Here is a 24,096-nt window from a genome sequence, read left to right on the forward strand (position 1 = left end):
TGCCGCCATTGCAGCAGGGGCGCGCCCCTGCTGCAATGGCATCACCAAACTGACCTGTCTCTATTTATCGTGTCTCATGTCAGGGGTGCAGTCCAATATTCTTACTCTCTATCTTTATACATTAAATTTATCTAGACCCCGCGAAATCGCCGACGCCACCTAATACGCGACGAATTGTATAATAAATCGGCGGCGAGCGCACTGCTTCTGTCGGTCAGCAAAGGTCACTATGTAAATCAGCAAGTGCTCCCGCCGCCGATCGGCACGGTAAGTGCTGGATTTCGCGCGATATTGAGGGATCATGATCCGGCGCCGATTCACACGGACGGTGCCCAGCCGGTGAAATCACCAAATTTCAAAGAGGAAGTTCGAACGCAATCGGGCGCGCCACCACGGAAGCTATGACGCGCCCAGCCTCTCGCGTGGGGCCACCTCCGGGGAAATATCCCGGCATGCCCCCCTGGCGCTTCACGGCGTCGATGCGCGTTTCAGCGGCGTACCGGGGCGCCAGGACCGCCGCTTGGACTATCCCTCGTTGCCGGGGCCGCCCGGAAGTGGTTGCCCACCCTGACCCTCCCGACCTTTGTCGCCGGGACGAGACTGGCCGGGCTGCGCAGGATTAGGCCGCTCGCCTTGCTGGCCGCCCTGTCCCGGGGGTGTCGCCTGGCCCCGACGGCCCTGATCGGGCTGGTCAGGACGATTCCGGTCCGGTTGGTTGCCCTGCGTTTGGTTGTTCGGATTGGTATTCGACATGTCCGTTCTCCTGGGCGTGATGCCCTGAGGAAGCAACAGAACCGCCAGGCATTCTGTTCCAATATTTGAAAATCTAATCAGACATCGAGCAGATATTTATATCATTTGATGGAATCAAAATTACGATGCGGCCCACCAAAAATATCGAGTGCGTCGGCACGTTCGGCCTCGCTGGGATGTTGTCAAGAAATGCATTTGGCCAGGGAGGCTTTAAACCATGTTGAGCCAGTTCAAACCGCGCCCGCGGGTGCTGGTGGTCGAGGACGAGTTTCTTCTGGCGCTCAATCTCGAGCAACTCATCACCGAGCTCGGCTTCGAGGTGGTCGGACCCGTCGCCAGCCTGCAGGATGCTGCGCGCTGCGCGGACAAAGAGACGTTGGATGCAGCGATCCTCGATATCCAGCTGCAGAGCGGCGAGCGCGTGTATCCCATCGCCGACATCCTGCTGTGGCGACACATTCCCCACATGTTCATGAGCGCCCGTGGCCACGACGCCATCGAGCCCGCCTATGCCGAAATCCCGCTGCTGAGCAAGCCGCTTCAACTGGTGGATCTACGTCTCGGCCTTAGACGATTGCTGGCTTCTGCCGCCGACGGCGCGGGCGGCCCGCACGACGGCTGAGCTTGTCACCTGCTTCTCGCATCCACCAGGAAGCCGTGCGGCACCAGCGTCGCTGGCCGGCGAGCATTTCGCATGATGTTGATCCCCCTCGTGAAACCAACAGCAGCAGATGCCCCAATCCCATCAAAATCGAGTCGGATGGGTATTCGGCCGGCCGGCTCTCTGATTGAAAAGCGGGTGCTGCGCTTCTGGCTGATGGTTACCGTGGTCTGGCCCTGAACTGCACAGCCACAAGCATCAGCAGTGGAAGTGCAGCCATGAAACCTTACGCTGGACTGGACGTCTCTCTCAAGTTGATCTCGGCATGCATTGTCGAGAATCCGTCTCAGATCTTCGAATTCTTGCCCCATGGCGTGCGCGGCTGCATCCCGACCAGCGCCACTCTCAGCGTCGCGATCGGAGCGCTGTCATTGGCGATCGCCGGCGGCGTGTTCGTGCCGGCCAGAGCGCTCCTCGACCCGAACTGCGTACGGCGGCAGGCTCCGCCGGATGCCAGGAGCGTGTTCAGTCTGACCGCGCGGCAGGCCGCGATAGCCGACGGCATTTGCCGTGGAAAGCCGAACAAGGTCATCGCCTATGAGTTCAACCTCAGAAAGCACGGTAAAGGTGCACATCCGCGGCATTATGGGAAAGCTTCAGGCCCGGAACGCACCGAGGTTGCCTTCAAGCTGCACGCGACCAAGGCAGGCCCGAGGTGACCCATGGCGCCTGGTTGGCCGCACTAAACCAGCCAAGGCACAACCTCGTCATCGGATGGCCAGTTCGTCCGGACGGGCCGCGGCAAGGGCGGCCACGCTGCCGTCAACGCCAAGTACAACGTCGATCCCGGCGTCCGGTTCTACACCCATATGTCGGACCAGCACGGATCCTATCGCTCGGTGGTCATCTCCTCGACCGGCTCGGAAGCACCATATGCTCTCGACGGGCTGCTGCTGCGTGGCACGTCGCTACAGATCACCGAGCACTACACTGACACCGGCGGCAGCAGCGATCACATCTTCGGCCTGAGCCACATGCTCGGCGTCCGCTTCGTGCCGTGGCTGCGCGACCTGGCCGACCGCAAGTTGGCTTCGATCGGCTCCGCCAGCCAGTATCCTGGCCTGAAGGACCTCATGGGCAAGCCGATCCGGACGGACGTCATCATCGAGTGCTGGGACGACGCTGTGCGCACTGTGGCGTCGATCGACGCCGGCACCGTGGTGCCGTCGGAGATCCTCAAGAAGCTCGCCGCCTACCGGCGCCAGAACCGGCTCGACCTGGCGCTGCAGGAGATCGGCCGGATCGAGCGCACCCTGTTCACCCTCGACTGGCTCGAGGACCCGGACCTCCGGCGCCGCTGCCGGGCCGGCTTTAGGCGGTGTGGACGAATTGACTCAGGTACTGGTTTGAAGATTCCGCCAAGAAACTCGATGTGATTCATGGAATGCCGACCGATTTGGAGTCGGCGATGTCCACGACGATGATGGAACCGGATTGGCCGAACGCACGGGAGGTCTTCCGCGCCTCGCTGCCGCGGCGTGGGGCGAAAGGCCGGGATGACTGTTCCTGGAGGCCCTGCACCATTTCTCGGTCCACAAAGTAGGGCGAATGTCGTCACCCCAAGACCCAGCACGACTACGTCCGGGTGGTCGGCGACTTCGCCCGGTTCCTGGGGCGCTCGCCGGCGCGCGTCGAGACTCGACTTGCGACGAGCCGGCAATGGCCCAAACCGGCGCTCGAAACCCAATCCGAGACGGCACTGCAACTCGCAGGATTGGCGATCAAGCTTTGGCCATCGCCGGTATCAGCAGAGATTTCTGTGCGCGTCGGCGATCAGCCGGCGCACGAGATCGCCTGCGGGGATCTCATCCGCCGCTGATGCGCCCTGGCCTGCCCACATCGGCAGGAAGTCGGGGCGTATGGTTGTTCCGTCGGTGCCGCTCCCGAGCGGCATCGAGAGGGTCGCCTGGAATGGAAAGTCGAGCACCTGCGCGTCACCGGCTTCCATCTCGCTTGAAAAACGGTTGCGAAGCACGCGGGCGGGCCTGCCGGTATAGGCTGGCGTGATGTGGGTGCCGTGGTCCGTCGCACGGCGCAGTGCGGCCCGGTACGGCTCGGGGACGTTGCATTCGGGGCAGCCGAGAAACGCCGTGCCGATCTGCACGCCGCTGGCCCCGAGCATGAACGCCGCCGCGATCCCGCGGCCGTCGAAGATGCCGCCGGCGGCGATGACCGGCACGCGGATCGCATCGGCGACCTGGGGAACAAGTGCCATCGTTCCCACAGTGCCCGCGCCGGGATGGTCGGTGAAGGTTCCCCGATGCCCGCCGGCCTCGGCCCCCTGCGCGATGATCGCGTCGGCGCCTGCATCCTCGAGCCAGCGCGCCTCGTCCACCGTGGTGGCAGAGCTCAAGACGACGCAGCCTGCCTGCTTCAATCGGCGCAGAGCCTCTTCGCCGGGGAGCCCGAAATGGAAGCTCACGACCCGCGGCCGGAGCTCGAGGAGCAGATCCAGCCGTGCGGAATCGAACGTCGGGAAAGGCGGTTCGCTTGGCTCGGGAGCCATGCCGAGGCCGAGCTCATCATAGTAGCGCTGGATTGTCGTGCGTGCCCGGGCCAATGCCGCCCTTTCGAGGGGCGGCGTCGGATGAGCGAAGAAATTGAGGTTGAAGGCGTGACTGGTCCTTGCCCGCACGGCCGCCACCTGATCGCGCACGACATCGGACGACAGGATCCCGCAGCCGAGCGACCCCAGGGCGCCGGCGTTGCTGACGGCCGAGACCAGCTCGGGCGTCGTAACGCCGCTCATCGGGGCCTGGATGAGCGGGTGCTCGATGCCCAGAAGTTCCTGAAGATCCCGACGCGGCCACATCCAAGCCCCCTACTCTGCCGGACTGCCAGAACGCCAAACACCATCACTATACCATACCTGTCAGCCAGACATCGCGATGGCGTCTCCGAAGCAGATGACCGTTCCACTGGCACGGCCGTCTTCAGCGGGGCGGACCGCCTGCGACCTCGGCGCGCACAGCCCCCGTTCGGCGCCCGCGGTCGAACGGCGCGCGCACCCCAAATGGCACCGTATCCGATTGGCTGCGCTTGCCGAGGCGCGCTATCGGCCTCGGATGCGTTAGCGCAACCGTCCGGTTCGGAAGCGGGCGGAAAGAACCCTGAAAGTCGATAATGGGACCAAGCGGCCCTCCCCTAAGGTCCGCTATCGGGAACTCGTCGCGGCGACTGCAATGTCCGGTTCGAAGCAGCCCGGGTGGCTCCTCAATGGCGGGAATGGGGACGAACCGGCCCCCGCCCCGAGGTCCGCTTTCGGGAGCTCGTCGCGGGGATCGGTACGTCCGGTTTGGAGCGACCTGGTCGACTTCTGGATGACTGCAAAGGGGACAATCCGGCCCCGGATTCAGGCCCGATCTAGGGGCTGCCGCAGCGCCGATGGAGTGTCAGATTTGGAGTCGCCCCGAAGGCGTCCGAACAACAGCAATAGGGGTCTGAGCCGACGGTCGTGTCAGCAGCACGATTCCAGCGGATGCAGGAGTAGATCGCGCCGGCACCCGTGATCGGAGATCGACGGGTGCCGGCTCAAGTTTATCAGGCCGCCTTGCGGCCGCGGCGGGCCTTCGGAGTAGCGGGTTCAGGCTAGGGCGCCGGAGCCGGCGCCACTTCAGGACGATGTGTCCCGAGCCCGATCGTTTTGGCCAGGGCGCTGCGCTGGTTGGCGTAGTTCGGCGCGACCATCGGATAATCGGCCGGCAGGCCCCAACGCTCGCGGTACTCGTCCGGCGTCATGTTGTAGCCGGTCTTCAGATGCCGCTTGAGCATCTTCAGCTTCCTGCCGTCTTCGAGGCAGACGATGTAGTCGGGCATGACCGACCTCTTGATCGGCACCGCCGGCTGGGGCCGCTCCTTCACCGGCTCGACAGGCTTTCCGAGGCCGCTAAGTGCGCTGTACACCTGATCGATCAGCGCCGGTAGGTCACTCGTCGCAACATTATTGTGAGCCACATGCGCGGCGACGATCTGCACGGTCAGCTTTCGTGTCTCGTCTGCTGCTTCCTGTTGCAGTCCGACGGAAGTCTCCCCCGCCATTTCTGTTCTCCTTTGGGAATCGATGAGCGACTGTTGTCGCAGCCGCTCGGCAAGTCCAGGGTTTTCGGAAGCTCTTACATGTTATTCACACCGAGCCGCTTTTCTCGCTGTAACAGCTCGGATAACGCGCATTTCTTATCGTGAGGTCGACACCACGCTGTCCGGCAGCTTTCCCAGGCGCTGAAGATCCGCCAGCACCGAACGCAGAGGCGGCCACGGGAACTCGTCATCGTCGGAGCGGGATTGGCCAATGGAGAGCACCATGGCGAGTTTCGCGGCAACGCCAGCCAGGCTGCCGGCCGGGACCTGCCACACGGTTTCGGTGAGGGCGTCCCAGCGGTCCCAGGCGTTATTAACACGCTCCTCCACCGGACCAAGCCCGATCGCCCCGGCGGCGATCTCCCACCGACGCCGGTGGGCCGCGAACTCGCGGTGCAGCCTCTGTCGAAGCTCTTCCGTCCCCGGCAGATCTTCGAGCAGCTCGTCGATCTCGGCGGGCTCGCAAGCGGAGACCGGCTCGACCTGGCCGGGCACCGGCACGAGCACGCGCGGCATGCCGACGGTGCGGAGAAGAACGCCCTCCTTCTTCTGCCAATCGTCCTGCCAAGCATCCAACTCGGCGTGGAGGACTCGCCACTCCTCCCAGAGGTCGAGGACGGGGTCAGAGGTCGAGCCCCGGCGCGGGGCATCGGCCGCGCCGATCGGCAGAACGGTGGCGCCGCCGATCAGCTCGCGGCGGCTGAGCGCAGGCAAGGTCGTGGTATCGTCGGAATCAGCCATGATCCGGCTCCTAGCAGCTGGATTGTGGTCAGGCCGGGCTGGGTGGTGCGAACACCTGGCTCGTCCGCCTTATACCTCAAGGCGCAACTTGATACCTCAAGGCTAAACTCGTTCTTGACAAAGTCAAGACTCTTGGACTTGAGTGAGACTCCTGCGCTATGGCGCAGGGATGACCAGTGAGCAGATTCGCGCAGCACGCATGTTTCTGTGGTGGACGCAGCAGGACCTGGCGTCGGCATCCGGGGTGTCGCTCGCGACGATCAAGCGATTGGAGTCGAAGCCCGGGCGGCTCAAGGCCTATCGTCCGACGTTGGACGCCATTAGGAGAGCCTTCGAGGCAGCCGGCGTCGAACTCATCCCGGAGAACGGCGACGGTCCGGGCGTGCGGCTGAAGAAGCCGAGCTCTGGCGCCTAGGGGCGTTTCCGCCGCCGAGAGGCCGCTCCTCCCGCCCCGGCCGGCCTCGGCGGATTGATCCGCCTGCGTCGCGGGCGCAGCTCTGTTCCCCAGGAGCGACTGGCACGGAGCGGAGCGATGCCGGAGGACGTGGACCGGTGGGAGCGGATCGACGCGGCGGTGCTGCGGATCGCGCGGCTGTTGGGCCGACAGCTGGCCCGGGAGGAGCACGAGCGGTTGCAGCGCCAGGCCGCCAACGAGAACCGAGAGGAGAAGGAGGACCGATGATCCGTGTCGCGCTTTACGCCCGCTACTCCTCGGACGCGCAGCGGGACGCCTCGATCGAGGACCAGCTGCGGCTGTGCCGGGCGCATGCCGAGCGGCAGGGCTGGACCGTGACGCTCTGCTACACCGACCGGGCGATGTCCGGCGCCTCCCTTCTCCGCCCCGGCATCCAGGAGCTGATGCAGGACGCCCACCGCGGCGGCTTCGAGCTGGTGCTGGCAGAGGCGCTCGACCGGATCAGCCGCGACCAGGAGGACGTGGCCGGAGTGTTCAAGCGGCTGCGCTTCGCCGGCGTCGCCATCGTTACCCTGGCTGAAGGCCAGATCAGCGAGCTGCATGTCGGGCTGAAGGGCACGATGAACGCCCTCTTCCTGAAGGACCTCGCGGCGAAGACCCATCGCGGCATCCGCGGCAGGGTCGAGGCCGGCAAGATCGGCGGCGGCCTGTGCTATGGCTACCGCGTCGTCCCAAGCCCCCAGGGTCGCGGCGACCGCGAGATCGTCAAGGCGGAGGCGGAGACCATCCGCCGGATCTGCCGAGACTTCGCCGCCGGCGCCAGCCCGCGGGCGATCGCCCGATCCCTGAACGCCGAAGGCGTGCCGGCTCCCGGGGGGACAGAATGGACCGACACCACGATTCGTGGTCATGTCTCCCGTGGCACCGGGATCCTGAACAACGAACTCTATGTCGGCCGCCTGGTCTGGAACCGGCTCCGCTACATCAAGGATCCGTCGACCGGCAAACGCGTCTCCCGGATCAACCCGCAGTCCGAGTGGATCACCACAGAGGTGCCGGAGCTGCGCATCGTCGAGGACGAACTGTGGCAGGGGGTGAAGGCGCGCCAGCAGGCGATCCTCGCCAGCCAAGCCCACGCGGTCTCGGCGCTGAAGGCCAATCGGCTCAATCCGGCGCGCCGCCCCGTGTCGCTGTTGTCCGGCCTGATTACCTGCGCCGTCTGCGGCGGCTCCTATGTCCTGCACCTCCGGGACCGCTTCGCCTGCTCCCAGCACGTGCGCAAGGGCAGCTGCAGCAACAGCCGGACCATCGCCCGCCTCGACCTCGAGCGCCGGGTCCTCGCCGGCCTCAAGGACCGGCTGCTGGCGCCGGAGGCCGCGGCCGAGGCGATGCGCGCCTATACCGAGGAGATGAACCGCCGCAACCAGGCGCGGCGCGCCTCCATCGAATCGGATCGACATGCCCTGGTGGCTGCCGACAAGGCCGTGGCGGAGATCGTGCGCATCATGGAGACCGGTGGCTACAGCCGAGCGCTGATGGAGCGGCTGCACAATCTCGAGGCCGAGCAGGACCGTCTGCGGCTGCGCCTGGCCGAGGCGGAGGCGCCGCCGCCGGATGTGCACCCGAACATCGCCGAGCTGTTCCGGCGGAAGGTGGAGCGGCTGGCGGAGGCGCTGGCCCATCCGGAGGACCGCCGCGAAGCGGCAGACGCCCTGCGGACCGTGATCGCCGGCATCACCCTGCGGCCCGGTCCGGAGCGCGGCGAGCTGCACGCCACGCTGCATGGCGATCTCGGCACGATCCTGGGCTGGCTGGGCGCCAAAGCAAACAAGCCCGATGCGGTGTCGCATCGGGCTTGCATGACATCAGTGGTTGCGGGGACCCGCAACCAACGATTCTTGCGCTTGGTCGAAGGGTATGTTCCCAGGCTCGCTGCATAGCCCTTCGACAAGCCCACACTCATAACCTCGGCACTCCAGTGTCGACCGGCATGGGGTCAGCGCCGATCGGCACTGTAAAGGTGCCGGATATTTCATAATAGTGAGGGGCCACGACCTGGCGCCGATCCACAGCCGGCGGCACTTGCCGAAGCGCTGCCGACCGCCGAGGAGATCGAGTTGGGAATCGCGCACCCCCACGATCCAATCGACCCTTCCGACACGTAGCTGTAGCGGCTTAAGATCATCTGAAGTCGTTCTCCCAGTCAGCACCACCCGACCGAAGCGCGCCAAAGGCAGCCGCCACGCCGGCATCCCAATCCGGACATCTGCCGGACCGGCCGCAGCGGCTCATGCTTGAGGCGGTATGCCGGGAGAAGGCCATCAGGTAAGGGCCTAACAGCGAGTCCCCATCGACGTGTTCCCTGGGAATAGCAGCGATTTGCTATGCTCAGGAGCGATCACGTCACGAACCAAAGGCACTGCGGAGATCCAGGCATGGAACGCCAAGATGTGACGACGATCGTCCTGTTCGAAGTGCCCGCGCAACATGCGTCCCGATTCCTGTCGGACTGGACAGCGAGCAACGATTTCATGAAGCAGCAGAGCGGGTTGATCGATGGCACGCTTTACGCGACCGCTGACGACAATGCCCGATACAGGTTCATCAACGTGGCACGTTGGGCGTCAGAGACAGATCTCGCAGAAGCCAGGAAACGCCATTGGGAGCATCTGGAAGCGCCGAGCGTGAACCAACGTGAAGCCTGGAAGACATTGGGAATCACTGTGACGCCCGTCAACTATGCCATGGTGATCATCTACTCTGGAACTGAACGCGCGATCGAAGAAGAGCCTCGCTGAATTTCGCGTCGGGTGGGAGGGTTTTATGAATTTCGCTTTGCGGCTTCTCGACAACCAGGACGGCTGATGGCCGAACAGGAGGTCGGCGCGGTGATCGGAATCGCGAGCTATCTGGAGTTGGGCGTCATCGTCATCGACGAGGGACCGCACGATGCGGCAGCGTCAAGGGACTACGCCGCGCACTAGCTACTTTGATGTCATTCTTTCTTTTGCAATGACCAAGCTGCCCGCGCTATGGTTGTATTATCTGGTTCATATTCCGAACTGCCGCACCACTCCGAGACTTTGCAGAGATAAAGATTACCCATGTTGAATACAATATCGTTCTCTTTGTAGATTTTCCCTCTTATATACTGCGGATGTGATGTGGCATTGGTTTGCGCAATAGAGTCGGATGAAAATGTCATGACGGCAATAAGCATAGCAGCACAAAGAGACAAAATTACATGGATCGAAGCGCCAGATCGCGAAGGACAATTAATCATCACATTCCTCAGTTCTATCACAGGTTCCCTTTTCGAATCTTGAAATCTCGGATGATCGAGGGGCTGAAGCGTCAGCCGGCCTCGTGCGGCCGCGGGCGAGTCATGACCGCCGATCCGCCGTTCGCGACGATAGCGCGGATCGCCGCTTGCGCCGCGTCCAGAGCCGGTTTCCCCGCGAAGTAGTGGCCGTAGAACTGCCCGTCCCTGGTCACTGTCCATCTTCCGGCCTGGTACGCCACCAGGAATACCGTCGGGACGACCCTATGTTGCTCAACGACATGCTCCACCGTCGATGTGCACTGAAGTGGGCCCGCCGGCTGATCGGCGGGGATGGCTGATTTCCCCGACTCTTCTCCAAGACGGATCACCTCGCGGACGAACTGTTCGGCGTGTTGGGCGGTGTCCGTGTAATCGTGCTCGCGACGGCTCAAAAAATCTGGATTGTTGAACGCACGATTCAATCGAGTGATGAACTCCGGCTCGGTCTCCGCCATATGGGCGATCAGCGCCTGCAGGATTTGCTCGTGCGCGAGCACGCGTCTCTCCAGATCGGTGTTCTCGACCGCGCCATATCGCCTCCGAGCATGACCGTGGTCTATGCCGATGGTTGGTCCGCCATACTCGTGGACGGGGCTTCCTTGCCCTCCGATGCGCGCTGCCCGGTCCATTTCCCAGCCTGCCGGGTCCTGCGACTTCCGCGGGTGTTCGGCCATCCCTTCGTTTTCACTGCGCTCTTCCGCGGAACGGTCCAGTTCGGCAGGGAGCAGCGAGCCGCTCCGCACTGGCTCGCCCGACCAGTAAGAGCTCTTGCTCCGCATGAGGTTTCCCATAGTCTTTCCTTTGATGGGATATCGCTTTCCTGCGAAGCAGGACCCGATCGTTCCCAGTTCAATCTCGCTCGACAGGGGGGCGCGCGCCGGACCCTTGATCAGGATGCCGCTTCAACTGGCTGCCGTGACGCCATCCAAGTGAGGGCGCGATCCCGGATTGGATGTGGGGATCTTATATGTAGATTTCAAGAAAATTTGAAATATTTCCAGTAAACTTGAAAATATATGATTGAACTTCGATATAAATCGACTGACGGAAATGTGTGGAATGTCTTATTTTATCCCGGCCAATGCATTGACGATGATTGCCTCTCGTTGGCCATGCGCTGAAAAGGCAGCGTCCTCTGCACGCCTCTGGGGCCGGAGGAATTATCGATGCTTTCGGTCGTAATAGCTTCGGAGTCTCACCATCTCTTCAGGGTGAGCCGCTGAACATCATCGACCGGGCCTTACGGATCAGTCGGCTGGCGACGCCGCCTGATGGCCTGCTTCTTGACGGACCACAGTGCATTGAGAGAGCGCGTCATGAAAGCCTGGTTCATTCCACCGATCGTGATTCCCGCGGGCTTCACTCTGCTGGGCATCCTCTATGTCGTGTGGGGAGCGCTCCTGTAGCGCCTGCGCGCGGATGAATTGCGGTGAAGAGACGAGCAGCGAGCTCGGAGGATTCCGATGACCCTGCGGACCCGTAGCGAGACCGTCACCTTTGCGCGGCCCTTCACCTTGAGCGGCATCAACGGACCGCAACCACCAGGGACCTACACTGTCGAGACCGATGAGGAACGGATCGAGGGCTCGTCCCCTCCCACCTATCGGCGGGTCTCGACGATGATCAGGCTGGCCGGGCGCCCCGGAACCGGGGAGCAGGTCCAGGTTGTCGTCGTGGATCCCGAGGAACTGGCGGCGGCGTTGGCGCGAGATGCTGCTCCTCCGGATGGCGCTTCCGAACGGGGGCCGCCAGAGGAAAGCGGCCGAGAGGGCATACCGCCCGGGGCTCTGCAAGGATCCGAGCGCCGTTCCGGTGAGAAGAGCAGTCGGCAAGGGACCGCTCGCCCGATCGATCGGCTCCATGAGGTGTGGCGATTCTGGGCGAAGCGACACCCCATGAGGCTGGCCGGGATCGTCGCAATACTCGTGGGCGTTCTCTTCGCCGCCTTTGCTGTGAGCTGGTGACTGACCCACAGGTAGGAATATCGCGATGCGCACGTTCAGGAAGGCCTCTCGGCCAGCCGAGCGCGCTGTGAGCTTCACGATCAAGGCCGCTTCAAGCAGGCGAACCACAGCCGTCCGACGGAATATACCTGCGCTCAGCTTCGATTGATCGATACGCCGCCATCGGCGAGCAAGGCGCTGCCGGTCGTGAAGCTCGATGCGTCCGAGGCGAGGTAGAGCGCCGACTTTGCGATCTCCTCGGGCCGTGCGATGCGCCTCAGCGCGTGGAGCCGTTCGATGAAGGCCAGCACCTCGGGGCCCGCGCCCGGCGCGTTGGTGACGCTTGCCGGCGTGTCGGTGCCGCCCGGCAGCAATGCATTGACGCGAATCCCCATCGGCCCGTATTCGGCGGCGAGAACCTGCGCCAACCCGATCAACCCCGCCTTGCTGGCGGCATAGGCGGTCATGCCCGGCATGCCCACCGTGTGGCCGACGAATGAGGAGGTCAGGATCAGGGAGCCGCCGCCGCGTTCGATCATCGCCGGCACCTGATATTTGGCACCCAGGAAAGCGCTCGTCAGATTGGTGTCGAGCGTCTCGCGCCAACCCTTGAGTGTCAGGTTGGCAATGGCTCCCGTCTCGCCGATGATGCCGGCGTTGTTGAAGGCGACATCGAGCCCCCCGAATTCGTTTACCGCCAGTTCGACCAAGGCTTTCGCATAGGCTTCGTCCTTGACGTCACCGGCAAGCGCTGCCGCCTGACCGTCGGCCTCCCGGATTTCCGCGACGAGCGCGTCGAGCTCGGCTTTCCGCCGGGCCGCGACCACGACCTTGGCGCCTTCTCGCGCGAACAGCAACGCGGTTGCCCGGCCAATTCCGGAACTGGCCCCAGTGACAATGGCGACTTTGTAGGTGAGCGATTTCATCACAAAGTTCCACTTCTTTGTTTCAGGCTAATCATTCGCTTTGTTTTTGCGAGAATTGAAGTCGTTCTTCTGAGCCGATCCCAAGCGCCGGTGATCCGAGTGGATGCAGGAAATACTCGTCCCCACCCATGGTCATCAAAAGCGTCTGCGCATGCTGGAGATGGCGGCCCTCGACACGGCGCTCAAACGGACCGGGTTCGGCCGCGGATCGGTCGACAAGCTCGACAGGCGGGGCGTCCGCGTCGGGGTGACGATAGATCTCGATGGTCGCGGCGCAGGGCGACAGAACCGTGGCCTGCACGAGAAGGTCCGGGCCGTCCTCCATCACCCGGAAGTTCATCGCGTGCCGCGGCAGCCGCGGATCGTGATCGAGCGCCGAGAGGATCTGCCTGACCGCCACCGGGGCGACGGCGGCGATCCATCGGATGTCGCGATTCTGCAGGGTAAAGTCACGCGCCAGCCGCTCGCTCAGCGGCCCGACGATGCCGCGCCCGAAGACGACCAGGTCGAAATCGGCGGCGTCGAACTGGCGGGCGGCTCCCTCAGGATCGGTCGACCCCTGGACTGGGATGCCGAGCGCGAGAAGCGGCCCCACCACACTCTGGTTGATCGCCGGCGATCGGCCGATAACCAGGACGCGCTGCGAGGGCCGAGGGGAAAGGTACATCATCTCATCCGTCCCTTCATGAACCGGAAGCCTGCATGGCCGAGCCGGACGCCCACGGAACTCTGCATCCCGGACGAATTCTTCCGAAAATCATGGATCTGTCGGTTGGATCATCACACTTGCGCGACCCGGGGATAAAAATTGCGGCAGGTCACAAAGCTTGGAACAGGGTTTTGTTTTGCTCCGTTATCCATCGACCGATGAAACCCAAAAACACACCGCTCAGTGACCGAGCAAAGTTCGAATGCGCCGCACGCATGACTCGGACGATGCTCGATCAGGTCTTCGCCGAGAGAATGTCGCCGGTGGAGTTGGCGACGTGGCTGCGGCAGCTGATGATGCATTCGGAGGACCCGATGTCCGATAACGAGAAGAGCGCGATCGTCTGCACGCTGACCGTTGCTCTGCTCGACGATGACGGTCCCGAATTCAACCTGTCCCGATTGATGGATCTGGTGGACGCCTCGGACCAGGCGATCGCAATTGGACGTCTGGTCTGAAGGTTGCGTGGTGGGCCGTTCCTGTGTCGTGTCGCAGATGGATTCGGGCCCGGGCCAACCGGGACCGTATCGTCCCCGTCGGGATGCGAAGCTGCTCCGCAGCTTCCTCATAGGAGGCTCCCCGGACCGCCACCATCTCGAGAATCTCTCGATGGTCCTTCGAGAGATTCTGCCAACGCGCCGCAACCTCCGTCACTTCGACCGTCTGCATTTGCGTCGCCGGCGTGCTGGCATCCCAGTCGTCGATTGGAATCGTCTTGGCCCGGTTGTGCTTGTTGTCTATGAAATTCGTGAGGTAGAGCCGGCGCATCATCACGACGAGCCAAGCCATCATGTTGGTGCCCGGCTGCCATAGGTGGAGCTTGCGAACCGCGCGAAACAGCGTGTCCTGAACGAGATCGTCCGCGTCGGCGGAGTTACGCGTCAGGGCGATCGCGAGGCGGCGAAGATTCCGGATGCAGGGAACCACGGTCGCGAGAAATTGCCGCTCTGTCGTGGCGGTGATAGTCGACATTGAGAAGCATCCTTCAGTCGTTGATCTGATTGCCTGCCTCGACGATGCAGTTCTCGTTCAAGTATCCATGGCTCCACACTGGTGCGGCTGCGCGTTGCGCCGTGCCGAAAGTGTGCATTCTCAGGATCGGCGGGTCAGGGTGCGTTCTGGTTCGCGCTCGATTTGATGGCCTGACCTGTCTTTGAGATGTCCTCGCCGGCTCCCGCCGTGGCGTGACAGGCACTCAGGAGCGGCGCGGCACCCAATAGGGCGAACAGGGTGAGGGCCGACATGATCGTTCTCTTGCGCATGGCTTTGACCTATTGCTGAACGGTTTCGGGACGCGTCGGAAGGAGGTGCACCCGCTCCCTCCTTCCGATCGCGAGTTGCGTTTGGCAGTGGCGTCGGTGTGGGTTGCCGAAGCCGGCCTGCCGGCGCCCGTTTCGGCCCGCGATATCAGCCGTCGATGTGTCGGCCCGGCCTAAATCCGTCCCATGAGCACCAACACGACGATGATGGCGAGAAGGATGCTGAGCCCAAGGCTCGGGAGATAGCCCCAACTCGAGCTGTACGGCCATTTCGGCAAGGCGCCGATCATGGCCGCTACCAGGATGATCAGGAGGACGGTGCCAAGGCTCATGGCATGCACTCTGAGGAGGGCGGCGGCGCGAAACCGGCTGGCTCGGCCGCCCCATTCCAGTCTCACGTCACCGATGTTGATCGGCTTGCTGTCGGTGACGTCCGGTTTGCGCCCGCATCGCATTGGCATCCGGCGCATTTGACCGAGGGGTGGTTGCCGACGGTCCGGAGATTTCGAACAACCAAGCGCAGCGTAATCGGCAGCGAAGCGGTTGCGCCAGCCTCGGAAACTACTCAGAGCCGCCCGAGAGGCATCCGAGCCTTGCTTCGGATCAGAGGCGGTTGACTAGATCCTGCCCATGCCGCCCAGGCCACCAAGAAGCCAAAGCACCACGAGAATGAGAACAACCAACCCGAAGACGCCGCCGAACCCCGCCCCGCCATAGCGGCCGTGAGCGTAGTAGCCGCCGCCGCCGAGCAGCAGTATCAGCAGGATGACGATCAGAATCGTGCTCATTGCCATTGCTCCATTAGACGATAATCGCCATGCGAGAGCCGGGAACGCCGCTACATCCTCAACGCATTCCTGATTGCATCCTTGACGCGTCCGACGGCGTTCTGAATCCTGCCTTCAGCCTTGTCCGCCCTGCCGCCTGCCTGCAGCTTGGCGTCGCCTGTCGCCTCGCCAATGGTTTCTTTGACCGAGCCCTTGATCTCCTTCGCCGATCCGACGATCCGATCCTTGTCCATGACAGCGTTCTCCAAGCGGGGCTGTAGCCACCCGTCCCGTCGCAAGGCTTCGAAACTCCACGCCTCCGACATTTCCAACGTAGCGGGAAGGCGGCGGTGTCGGCAGGCTCGGAATGTACTCACGCCACGCGGCCGAGGCTGGAAATCCTGGTCAGGCGAGCGGTTCGTCGGCGCCGGTCCAGGCAGCGGCCAGCGCCAGCCGGGCCAGCGCCGGAAGGGACTTCGATCCTGTCTTCTTCATGATCGTGGCGCGATGGTTCTCGACCGTGCGCTGGCTGATGCCGAGATCCGCGGCGATGTTCTTGCTGGGGTGGCCGGCGAGGACCAGTTCCATGACCTGGCGCTGGCGTGCGCTCAGCCCCGCGACGTGGTTGGCCGCAGCCTCCCGCCAGGCGGCCAGCTTGTTCGCATCGCGCGATTGCTCGAGGGCACGCTCGACGCCGGCGAGCAGCTCGCCGCGGCCGACCGGCTTCTCGATGAAGTCCGACGCACCGGCCTTCATGGCCTGGACCGCCATCGGCACGTCGCTGTTGCCGGTGATCATGATGGCCGGCAGCCGATGGCCGGCATCCCTCAGCCGCTGCAGCAGCTCGAGCCCGCTCATTCCGGGCAGATAGGCATCGACCAGGAGGCAGGCTGCACGGCCCGGATGATAGGCCTCCAGGAAGGCCTCGCAAGACGCGTAGTCCTCGACGATCCGGCCGTCCTCCTCGAGCACGCTGCGAATTCCGTCCCGCACATGGCTGTCGTCATCGACGATGAAGATGACGGGTTCGCCCGGGTCGCCGGCCCCCTCGGCAGAGCTTGCGGCGTGGGGATGCGCCGAGGATGGCGCCGTCGCCAGCATGCGCTGGATCGCTTGCGCCAACTCCTTCAGCTTCACCGGCTTGTTAAGCTGCACGCAGTCCTGGCGGGCGATGTCGCGCAGGGTGGCGGTCGAGATGTCGCCGGTCAGGATGATGACCGGAACCTGGCGGCGAAGCCTTTCCCGCAGCTTCGCGGCGACCTGGAGCCCATCCATGCCGCCCGGCAAGTTGTAGTCCGCGAGGATGAGGTCGGGCCGGATCGTCCCCCGCGCCACCAGCTCCAGTGCCGCGGAGCCGTCTGGTGCCGCCGCGGCGCGGTGGCCCTCGTCCTTCAGGAGAAGTTCGAGGAGCTCGCGCACCTCAGGATCGTCCTCGACCACCAGGATCGCGCCGGTGCGGTGGACGTTTTCCGCGACCTGGTCATCGCTGCCGAGCCGCTGCGGCTCGCGCGACGGCCCCGTCTCGCTTTGCGGCAGCATGATCTCGACGGCGAAGACCGACCCCCTGCCCAGCTGGGAGCGGACGCGCACCCGATGACCCAGCAAATTCCCCAGGCGCTGCACGATGGAAAGTCCGAGGCCGAGGCCGCGGCTTCGTTCGCGCGCGGCATTGTCGAGCTGATGGTACTCCTCGAAGATCGTCTGCAGTTCCCCGGCCGGAATCCCGACCCCGGTGTCCCAGATCTCGATGCTCAACATCCCCTCGCGCCGACGGCAGCCGAGCAGCACCTTGCCCTGCTTGGTGTATTTCAGCGCATTCGACAGCAGGTTGCGGATCATCTGCTCCAGCAGACGTGGATCGCTGTGGATCGAAAGGCCGCACGGGACCACGTGCAAGGCGAGCCTCTGGGCCTGCGCGTGGTAGGTGAACTCGTCCTTCAGCCGTTCCAGCAGATCGTCGACCGGGAAATGGACCTTCTCTGCGCGGACAGTCCCGGCCTCGATCTGGTTGATGTCGAGCAACGCGTTCAGCATGCCGGTCATGGCGCCCAGCGTCTCGTCGAGCCGCGCGACCAGCTTCAGCCCCCTCTCCCCCTCCACGCTCTTCGCCAGCAGCCCCTGCAGCAGGGCCAGCGTCTGCAGCGGCTGGCGGAGATCGTGGCTGGCGGCGGCGAGAAAGCGCGACTTCGCCGCGGTCGCCAGCTCCGCCTGCCGCCTGGCCGCCTCCAGCGCGTCGGCCGTGTGCCGGCGCTCGGTGATGTCGGCGAAGGTGATGACGACGCCCTCGACCCCGTTGTCCTGGGTGCGATAGGGCAGGATGCGGCGGACATACCAGGCGCCGCTCTGCGCTTCGATCTCCCGTTCGATCGGCGCGAGGGTCTGCAGCACCGCCCTGGCGTCGGTCAGAAGCGCGCCGTCGGCCGCCAGCGAGTGGAGGTCCGCGAGCGGCCGGCCGACGTCGCCGGGAATGACGTTGAACAGCGATCTGGTGGCAGGCGTGAAGAAGCGGATGTTGAGGCTGGTGTCGAGGAAGAGCGTCGCGACATCGGTGCTGTACAGCACGTTCTGCAGGTCGTTGGACGTCGTGCGTTGCCGTTCCAGCGTTTCCTGGAGCTGGCTGTTCAGGGCGGTCAGCTCCTCGTTCAGCGACTGCAGCTCCTCCTTCGAGGTGATCAGCTCCTCGTTCGTCGACTGATATTCCTCGTTCACGGACAGGGCTTCCTCGTTGATCGCCTTCTGCTCCTCGGTCGAGATCTCGAGGTTGCGGATGGCGCCCTGCAGCTCCGCCCTCGTGGCCTCGAGCTCCTGCTCGAGTTCGGCGAACCGCGGACCGCGTCCCGGGGAGGCCCGGCGACCAACTCCACGCTCCGGCTTGGGTTCGTCGATGAAGCAGATCAGCAGCAGCTCCTCGCCCTCGCTCTGGACCGGCTGCACGGCGATGCTGAACGAAGCCGGATGGCCATCGTGATCGGTTCGGCCGCCGCCGACGACGATGCGCGCATTCTCCTGATCGGCCCGTTGGATCGCCGCGCGGAGCTTGGTGCGCATGCCCTCCCGCGCCATCGCCAACAGGTCGTGCGTCGGGTGGCCCGGCGCCATGCGCAGATAGCGGTCCGTCGGCCCCAGCGAGTACAGGCACTCGTGCTTGCGGTTGATCAGGACCGCCGCCGGCGCATACGCCTCCATCACCAGCCGCCGGCACAGCTCGGCCAGAACGGCTTGGCGTGAGGGCGCCGGGCCCTGTCCCGGACGCGCCGGGACCCGGACGCCGTCGCCGGCACCCGCCGACAATCCGAGATCGCCCGGCCGGCTGCGGCCGATGTGCCGATACAGCCGCTCCGGCTTGGAGATCACGTCGAAGCGGCCGTCGGGGCTCCCGATCGTCTCCGAACTCCCGAGCAGCAGGATGCCGCCCTCTCGCAGAGCGAAATGGAACAGCGAGACCACTCTCTCCTGGGCCTCGGGCCGCAGATAGATCAGCAGGTTCCGGCAGGACACCAGGTCGAGGCGCGAGAAGGGCGGATCGGCCAGCACATCCTGGACCGTGAAGACCACCGATGCGCGTAGTTCGGGCGATACCCGGTAACCGTAGTCCTCCTTCGAGAAGAAGCGAGCGAGACGAGCGGGCGACACCTCCGACACGATCGTCTCGGGGTACAACCCCTCGCGAGCCCTGGCGACGGCATCCGGGTCGACATCGGAGGCGAAGACCTGCAGCTTGAGGCCGGGCCTCGTCGCCGAGATCTCTTCGCGGAACAGCATGGCGAGGGAATAGGTCTCCTCGCCGGTGCTGCACCCGGCGATCCAGATACGCAGCGGGTGGTCGGGTGAGTGTTTGCGGACCAGGTCGGGAACGATCTCCTTCGCGAGAAGATCGAACACCTTCGGGTCCCGGAAGAAGCTGGTGACGTTGATCAGCAGGTCCCTGGCCAGGAGGTCGAGCTCGCGGGGATCGCTTTGCAGCATCTCGAGATACCGGCCCATATCGGCGGCCCCGATCGATGCCATCGCCATGCGCCGCTCGATCCGGCGCTGCAGCGTCCCCGGCTTGTACAGCGTGAAATCGTGGGCGGTCCTGGTCCGCAGAAGTTCGATGATCTGGGACAGCCGGATCTGCGCAGCATCCTGCGGTGCCGAACCGTCCGGCCCGGGAATGCCCTTCATCCTTCGCTCATGTTTCGCGAGCGCATCGGGAATCCTGGCCAAGGGAAGCACAAGATCGACCGCCCCCGTCGCGATCGCGCTCCGCGGCATGCCGTCATAGCCGGCCTCGTCGGGGTCCTGTGCGATGACGAGCCCGGACTTCTCCTTCACCGACCTCAGCCCGAGGCTGCCGTCGGCCCCGGTTCCTGAAAGGATCACGCAGATGGCCCGCGGACCGCAGGCTTCCGCCATCGAGTGCAGCAGAAAGTCGAACGGCAGACGCGCGCCGTGACGCGCCCGGGGTTGCGACAGGTGCAGGGCGCCGTCGCCCACCGACAGAAAGGTCCCGGGGGGGATGACATAAAGGTGCTCGCGTTCGATCGGCATCCCGTCCTCTGCCTGCCGCACGGTCATCGCCGTGTGGCCGGCCAGCAGTCCCACCATCATGCTTTCATGGGTCGGATCGAGATGCTGGACCAGGATGAAGGCCATGCCGGTCTTGGCGGGCAGGCCGTCCAGCAGCCTCTTGCAGGCATCGAGGCCGCCCGCCGAGGCACCGATTCCGACGACCAGGAACTCCCGCGATGGCGCCGGCGAGGCACGCCGGCTCGATCGCGGCCGGGCCGCTCCGGCCCGCTGCGGACGACTTCCCGGCATGTTTGTGGGCCTCACGGGGTTGCCTCCCATTCGGAGGACCATCCCGATGCTATCACAACCGCGTTGCGGCAGCGACCTGCGGGTGGGAGTGGCGGCCCATCGCCAAGGGCGCGGCAACAGAAGCGGCCTGCGTAGTTTCCGAGCCTGCCCTCGGCCGTCTCGCGCCGGCTATGGTTGGACATCTGGGGCGAACCGAGAGTGCCGGAGGCGACATGAACCAAATGGCAGCGCTCCGCGTCCTGCTCGTGGAAGACGAAGCCATCATCGCCATGCTGCTGGCCGAGGTGCTCGGCGGAATGGGCTATGAGGTCTGCGCGATCGAGGCCACCGAGGCGGATGCGGTGGCAGCCGCCATGCGATGCAGGCCGGATCTGATGATCGTCGATGCGCGATTGGGCGCCGGCAGCGGTGTCTCGGCCGTCGAGACAATACTCCGGGCCGGACCTGTTCCGCACGTGTTCGTCAGCGGGGATGCGTCAAGTGTCCAAGCGCTCAGGCCGGACGCGGTGGTGATGCAGAAGCCGTTTCGGGAAGCCGACCTGGCCCGAGCCATTCAATGCGCGCTCGGTGTCACGCCTGTCCCTTGAAGGGCCGGACCGCCCCGCACGGCCATCACAGAACCGCGGCGGATCGCCGACCGCCCGAAGGAGGTACGACCATGGCCCAGCTGAGCCGTCTGGCATTCATCGGAAACTCGCTGCCCCGCCGCTGCGGGATCGCCACCTTCACAACGGATCTGCAGCAGGCGGTCGCGGAATCGGATTCGACGACGGACACTTGCATCGTGGCGATGACCGACCACGGCCACACCTACGACTATCCGGCCACCGTTCGCCTCGAGGTCGCCGACGACCGGATCGAAGACTACGTCCGGACGGCCGAGGCCCTCAATGCCGGCCAGTTCGACGTCGTCTCGCTGCAGCATGAATTCGGCATCTTCGGCGGCGAGGCCGGCAGCCACATCATGGCGCTGCTCTCGCGGCTGACCATGCCGGTCGTCACCACGCTGCACACGGTCCTGGCCGAGCCGACGCCGGCGCAGCGGAGCGTGCTGAACCGGATCATCGGCGCATCGTCCCGGGTCGTCGTCATGGCCGAAAAGGGCCGCGAGCTCCTGCAGGCGGTGTATGCGGTCCCGGCGGAGAAGATCGATGTCATCCCGCACGGAATCCCCGACGTCGCCTTCGTCGAGCCCGCCGCGGCGAAGGCCAAGCTCGGCTTCGCCGGGCGGCCCGTCATCCTGACCTTCGGCCTCTTGTCCCCCAACAAGGGCATCGAGGTCATGATCGACGCGATGCCGTCGATCCTGCAGGGCCGGGCAGATGCGGTCTATGTCGTGCTCGGCGCGACGCATCCCAATCTCGTCCGCGACCAGGGCGAGGCCTATCGCGAAAGCTTGGCGGCCCGGGTGCGCGATCGCGGCGTCGAGGGCCACGTCGTGCTGCTCGACCAGTTCGTGGACCGGGCGACGCTGCTCGAGTTCATCGCCATGTGCGACGTCTACGTCACGCCCTATCTCAACGAGGCGCAGATGACGTCGGGCACCCTGGCCTACAGCTTCGGGATGGGCAAGGCGGTGGTCTCGACACCCTACTGGCACGCGCAGGAGCTGCTGGCCGAAGGCCGCGGCATTCTTGTCCCATCCGGCGATGCACCGGCCATCGGTGCCGCGGTCGCCGGGCTGCTGAACGACGACATCCGGCGCGAGGCAATGCGCCGACGGGCTTATGCCAGCAGCCGGTCGATGACCTGGGCTCGCACGGCGGGACGATACCTGGCCGTGTTCGAGCACGCCCGGCGCGGGCATCGGCTGCGGGTGATCGACCGGCCCGACATCACCGTGCCGACGCGTGACGGCTTCGCTCCGCCGGAAATGCAGCTCGGCCACTTCCTGTCGATGTGCGACGACACCGGGCTGTTCCAGCATGCGGTCCATTCGGTGCCCGATCGGTCCCACGGCTACTGCGTCGACGACAATGCCCGCGCGCTGCTGGTGGCCTGCGCCTTGAACCATCCGCGCGAACTGCGCCTGCCCGAAGCCCTGACGGCCCGCCTGGCCGCCTTCGTCCAGCATGCCTGGAACCCCGACACCAAGCGGTTCCGCAACTTCATGGGGTTCGACCGGCGCTGGCTCGAAGCCAGTGGTTCGGAGGACAGCCACGGGCGGACGCTCTGGGCCCTGGGCGAGTGCGCCCGCAGCGACGCCAGCCCGTCGCGTCGGCGCTGGGCAACGGCCTTGTTTGCCGAAGCGCTGCCGACGGTCGAGGGCTTCGGATCGCCGCGCGCCTGGGCCTTCGCCCTGCTCGGGTTGGACGGATATTGCGCGGTGGTGCCCGAGGACTCCCTGGCCGAGCGGGTCCGGCATGACCTGGCCGAGCGGCTGATGTCGATCCTGGCGGCGGTCGAGACCCGGGACTGGGTGTGGTTCGAGGAGGGTCTGGCCTATGACAATGCGCGACTGTCCCAGGCTCTGATCGTCACCGGAATGGCCACTGGATCGCTGGGCTTTGTCGATGCCGGCCTGCGGACCCTGCACTGGTTGATGGCGCTGCAGACGACGCCGGCGGGCGTGTTCCGCCCGGTCGGGTCGGACAGCTTCGGCGACAAGCGGACGGCACCGCGGCCCTTCGATCAGCAGCCCCTGGAAGCTGCGGCGGCAATCTCGGCGTGCCTGGCGGCGTGGCGGGCGGATGACGACTCCGAGTGGAAGGCCGATGCGGCGCGTGCCTTTGCCTGGTTCCTCGGCGACAACGACCTGTCGCTGTCCCTGGTCGACCCGGACACCGGCAGCTGCCGCGACGGCTTGCACCCCGACCGCCTTAACGAGAACCGAGGCGGCGAGTCGGTCGTGTCCTATCTTCTCGGCCTGTCGGAGATTCGCCGGGCCACCCGTCTCAGCGACGGCCGCGCAAAATTCCTGCCGCGCCTGGCCTAGGAGCGTGAATGCCGTGGGCGTCCGATGGATCGGACGCGGTCGACCGCATCTCAACACCAGCCTTCCGATGTGCCGTGTGGAATCCGTTGCAGAGTCTTGGTTTCGCCGAGAGCCGGGATCCCCGCATAGACTCGCGCAACGAGCACATCGGCGGATTTGAGTTCCGCCGAGACCCCGTATGTTTTCCCATCGTCCGGGTTGTAGAACGAACCACCTTCCCAGCGATCAGGGCCTGTCGGCCGCATCCCCGAAATGATCGTCAGGCCGCAGAGTTGCCGCTGCCGCAGCGCCGGCTCCGGATTGTTCTTGTCACGCACCGCCTGATTTTGGGGATCCCGAGCATTCTGCAACCAACGAATCCGGCCACACAGCAATCCGTCGCAGTCGAACATCTGCACTGCCGCCTTTCCGCCGATCAGCCACACGCCCTGCAGGGCGGCCGCCCAGGCTGTAGAGCGCGGAATCGCGAGACAAGCGATCCCCGCGATCAGCAGGGCAGCGCGATACAGCTGACGCGGCGAGCGCAGCCGTACGGAGGCCCTCCTCCTGTCCAGGGTGGGCAAGCAATTCTGACCGTCATTCAGCGCCCGGCGGGATCCACGATCACCGGCCAGCCCGCCATCCTCCAGGATCCACATAAGGCCTCCGAGCCGGGGAGCCTTCGGACAGCTGCCTATATATCCATCATCCGAGCGCGGCTGCTCAATCCTTCAAAACGGATGCTAACACACGTCTTCGGGCTTCCAGGTGATTCGCGATCCGCGTGGGCACCGCAATGGAGACGACGC

General features: G+C 64.7%; 24 protein-coding genes and 1 pseudogene. 11 read left to right on the top strand and 14 right to left on the bottom strand.

Going from position 1 to position 24,096, the window contains the following annotated elements; translation table 11 throughout:
* The first annotated feature begins 970 nt into the window (after positions 1-970).
* The 3 genes and pseudogenes from ACFW16_RS23555 to ACFW16_RS23565 all read left to right on the top strand — a co-directional run.
* On the top strand, positions 971-1,375 hold the full coding sequence (locus ACFW16_RS23555) for a response regulator (RefSeq protein ID WP_380309592.1): 405 nt from the start codon (positions 971-973) through the stop codon (positions 1,373-1,375).
* Between the two features lie 257 nt (positions 1,376-1,632).
* Positions 1,633-2,073, top strand: a complete 441-nt coding sequence (locus ACFW16_RS23560; RefSeq protein ID WP_380309594.1) for a hypothetical protein — start codon at positions 1,633-1,635, stop codon at positions 2,071-2,073.
* A 36-nt stretch (positions 2,074-2,109) separates the two neighbouring features.
* Positions 2,110-2,733, top strand: a pseudogene (locus tag ACFW16_RS23565) (Tn3 family transposase); the annotation flags it as partial.
* 58 nt (positions 2,734-2,791) lie between these two features.
* Here ACFW16_RS23565 and ACFW16_RS23570 read toward each other — a convergent pair.
* The 4 genes from ACFW16_RS23570 to ACFW16_RS23585 form a co-directional block, all read right to left on the bottom strand.
* Positions 2,792-2,938: a hypothetical protein gene (locus ACFW16_RS23570; protein ID WP_380309596.1), complete on the bottom strand. Its 147-nt coding sequence runs from the start codon at positions 2,936-2,938 to the stop codon at positions 2,792-2,794.
* Positions 2,939-3,158: 220 nt separating this feature from the next.
* The gene (locus ACFW16_RS23575; RefSeq protein ID WP_380309598.1) at positions 3,159-4,226 is read right to left on the bottom strand and encodes an NAD(P)H-dependent flavin oxidoreductase; all 1,068 of its coding nucleotides are present in this window, start codon (positions 4,224-4,226) and stop codon (positions 3,159-3,161) included.
* Between the two features lie 776 nt (positions 4,227-5,002).
* Complete coding sequence (locus tag ACFW16_RS23580) at positions 5,003-5,452, bottom strand: MucR family transcriptional regulator (protein ID WP_380309600.1); 450 nt, start codon at positions 5,450-5,452, stop codon at positions 5,003-5,005.
* A 135-nt stretch (positions 5,453-5,587) separates the two neighbouring features.
* Complete coding sequence (locus ACFW16_RS23585; protein ID WP_380309601.1) at positions 5,588-6,232, bottom strand: hypothetical protein; 645 nt, start codon at positions 6,230-6,232, stop codon at positions 5,588-5,590.
* 169 nt (positions 6,233-6,401) lie between these two features.
* On the opposite strand from ACFW16_RS23585, the gene ACFW16_RS23590 reads away from it, so the two are divergent.
* The 4 genes from ACFW16_RS23590 (at position 6,402) to ACFW16_RS23605 (ending at position 9,445) form a co-directional block, all read left to right on the top strand.
* A complete protein-coding gene (locus tag ACFW16_RS23590; RefSeq protein ID WP_380309603.1) occupies positions 6,402-6,647 on the top strand; it encodes a multiprotein-bridging factor 1 family protein in 246 nt (81 codons plus the stop codon).
* 117 nt (positions 6,648-6,764) lie between these two features.
* Complete coding sequence (locus ACFW16_RS23595) at positions 6,765-6,914, top strand: hypothetical protein (RefSeq protein WP_380309605.1); 150 nt, start codon at positions 6,765-6,767, stop codon at positions 6,912-6,914.
* Entirely contained in the window at positions 6,911-8,587 is a 1,677-nt protein-coding gene (locus ACFW16_RS23600) for a recombinase family protein (RefSeq protein ID WP_380309607.1), read from the top strand. The genes ACFW16_RS23595 and ACFW16_RS23600 overlap by 4 nt, the downstream gene beginning before the upstream one ends.
* A 495-nt stretch (positions 8,588-9,082) precedes the next feature.
* Entirely contained in the window at positions 9,083-9,445 is a 363-nt protein-coding gene (locus tag ACFW16_RS23605) for an antibiotic biosynthesis monooxygenase family protein (protein ID WP_380309609.1), read from the top strand.
* Between the two features lie 556 nt (positions 9,446-10,001).
* Here ACFW16_RS23605 and ACFW16_RS23610 read toward each other — a convergent pair.
* On the bottom strand, positions 10,002-10,748 hold the full coding sequence (locus tag ACFW16_RS23610) for a hypothetical protein (protein ID WP_380309611.1): 747 nt from the start codon (positions 10,746-10,748) through the stop codon (positions 10,002-10,004).
* Positions 10,749-11,432: 684 nt separating this feature from the next.
* On the opposite strand from ACFW16_RS23610, the gene ACFW16_RS23615 reads away from it, so the two are divergent.
* Positions 11,433-11,933, top strand: a complete 501-nt coding sequence (locus ACFW16_RS23615; protein ID WP_380309612.1) for a hypothetical protein — start codon at positions 11,433-11,435, stop codon at positions 11,931-11,933.
* A 134-nt stretch (positions 11,934-12,067) separates the two neighbouring features.
* On the opposite strand, the gene ACFW16_RS23620 is transcribed toward ACFW16_RS23615, so the two are convergent.
* Both ACFW16_RS23620 and ACFW16_RS23625 read right to left on the bottom strand, forming a co-directional pair.
* Positions 12,068-12,838, bottom strand: coding sequence for an SDR family oxidoreductase (locus ACFW16_RS23620; protein WP_380309614.1), 771 nt, complete (start codon positions 12,836-12,838; stop codon positions 12,068-12,070).
* Between the two features lie 31 nt (positions 12,839-12,869).
* Entirely contained in the window at positions 12,870-13,508 is a 639-nt protein-coding gene (locus ACFW16_RS23625) for a hypothetical protein (RefSeq protein WP_380309615.1), read from the bottom strand.
* A 32-nt stretch (positions 13,509-13,540) separates the two neighbouring features.
* Between ACFW16_RS23625 and ACFW16_RS23630 the strand changes: the two genes are divergently transcribed.
* Positions 13,541-14,005: a hypothetical protein gene (locus ACFW16_RS23630; RefSeq protein WP_380309617.1), complete on the top strand. Its 465-nt coding sequence runs from the start codon at positions 13,541-13,543 to the stop codon at positions 14,003-14,005.
* On the opposite strand, the gene ACFW16_RS23635 is transcribed toward ACFW16_RS23630, so the two are convergent.
* From ACFW16_RS23635 to ACFW16_RS23660, 6 genes are all read right to left on the bottom strand, one after another.
* Positions 13,935-14,519, bottom strand: a complete 585-nt coding sequence (locus ACFW16_RS23635; RefSeq protein WP_380309619.1) for an RNA polymerase sigma factor — start codon at positions 14,517-14,519, stop codon at positions 13,935-13,937. The genes ACFW16_RS23630 and ACFW16_RS23635 overlap by 71 nt on opposite strands.
* Before the next feature lie 134 nt (positions 14,520-14,653).
* Entirely contained in the window at positions 14,654-14,791 is a 138-nt protein-coding gene (locus tag ACFW16_RS23640; protein ID WP_380309621.1) for an entericidin A/B family lipoprotein, read from the bottom strand.
* 188 nt (positions 14,792-14,979) lie between these two features.
* Complete coding sequence (locus tag ACFW16_RS23645) at positions 14,980-15,261, bottom strand: DUF3309 domain-containing protein (RefSeq protein WP_380309623.1); 282 nt, start codon at positions 15,259-15,261, stop codon at positions 14,980-14,982.
* 162 nt (positions 15,262-15,423) lie between these two features.
* On the bottom strand, positions 15,424-15,594 hold the full coding sequence (locus ACFW16_RS23650; RefSeq protein ID WP_380309625.1) for a DUF3309 family protein: 171 nt from the start codon (positions 15,592-15,594) through the stop codon (positions 15,424-15,426).
* 50 nt (positions 15,595-15,644) lie between these two features.
* Entirely contained in the window at positions 15,645-15,827 is a 183-nt protein-coding gene (locus ACFW16_RS23655; protein WP_380309627.1) for a CsbD family protein, read from the bottom strand.
* A 151-nt stretch (positions 15,828-15,978) separates the two neighbouring features.
* Positions 15,979-20,415, bottom strand: a complete 4,437-nt coding sequence (locus tag ACFW16_RS23660) for a chemotaxis protein CheB (protein ID WP_380309629.1) — start codon at positions 20,413-20,415, stop codon at positions 15,979-15,981.
* A gap of 170 nt (positions 20,416-20,585) precedes the next feature.
* On the opposite strand from ACFW16_RS23660, the gene ACFW16_RS23665 reads away from it, so the two are divergent.
* Positions 20,586-20,960, top strand: coding sequence for a response regulator (locus tag ACFW16_RS23665; RefSeq protein ID WP_380309631.1), 375 nt, complete (start codon positions 20,586-20,588; stop codon positions 20,958-20,960).
* A 71-nt stretch (positions 20,961-21,031) separates the two neighbouring features.
* Positions 21,032-23,308, top strand: a complete 2,277-nt coding sequence (locus ACFW16_RS23670; protein WP_380309633.1) for a glycosyltransferase family 4 protein — start codon at positions 21,032-21,034, stop codon at positions 23,306-23,308.
* 50 nt (positions 23,309-23,358) lie between these two features.
* On the opposite strand, the gene ACFW16_RS23675 is transcribed toward ACFW16_RS23670, so the two are convergent.
* Positions 23,359-23,946, bottom strand: a complete 588-nt coding sequence (locus tag ACFW16_RS23675; RefSeq protein ID WP_380309635.1) for a DUF2147 domain-containing protein — start codon at positions 23,944-23,946, stop codon at positions 23,359-23,361.
* Between the last annotated feature and the right edge of the window lie 150 nt (positions 23,947-24,096).

This window comes from Inquilinus sp. NPDC058860 (genome assembly GCF_042743185.1).
Taxonomy (GTDB): Bacteria; Pseudomonadota; Alphaproteobacteria; order DSM-16000; family Inquilinaceae; genus Inquilinus.